Origin of the sequence: Pseudoalteromonas sp. SIMBA_162, assembly GCF_046535955.1 — a bacterium.
Taxonomy (GTDB): Bacteria; Pseudomonadota; Gammaproteobacteria; order Enterobacterales; family Alteromonadaceae; genus Pseudoalteromonas; species Pseudoalteromonas marina.
The window spans coordinates 1-229 of the sequence record NZ_JAWJBQ010001390.1 but is presented as its reverse complement, the minus strand read 5'-3'; the positions used below and the strand labels follow the sequence as shown (position 1 = coordinate 229).

General features: G+C 28.8%; 1 protein-coding gene. It reads left to right on the top strand.

Annotation, left to right across the window (positions count from 1 at the left end):
* Positions 1 to 229 (top strand): hypothetical protein (locus R0J88_RS24165; RefSeq protein ID WP_410901481.1); only part of this gene is annotated, 229 nt, incomplete at both ends.

The window sequence follows — 229 nt, the reverse complement described above, 5'->3', positions numbered from 1 at the left end:
CTGTTGATAAGGCTAATGAAATTGCTGAAAAATATGGATTTGATATTGTTTCTGATACTAAAGTGAATCAGAAACATTCACTAAATTTTAGTTCTATTGAAGAATTTGAAGATTTTCTTAAAGAAGAAAATGCTAAGGATTTAGCAGAAAATTATGCTAGTGAAGAAAATGATCAATTTGTTAGTAATTCTTTAATGGCCTTAGCAACGGCAAAAGCATCATCTAAAGC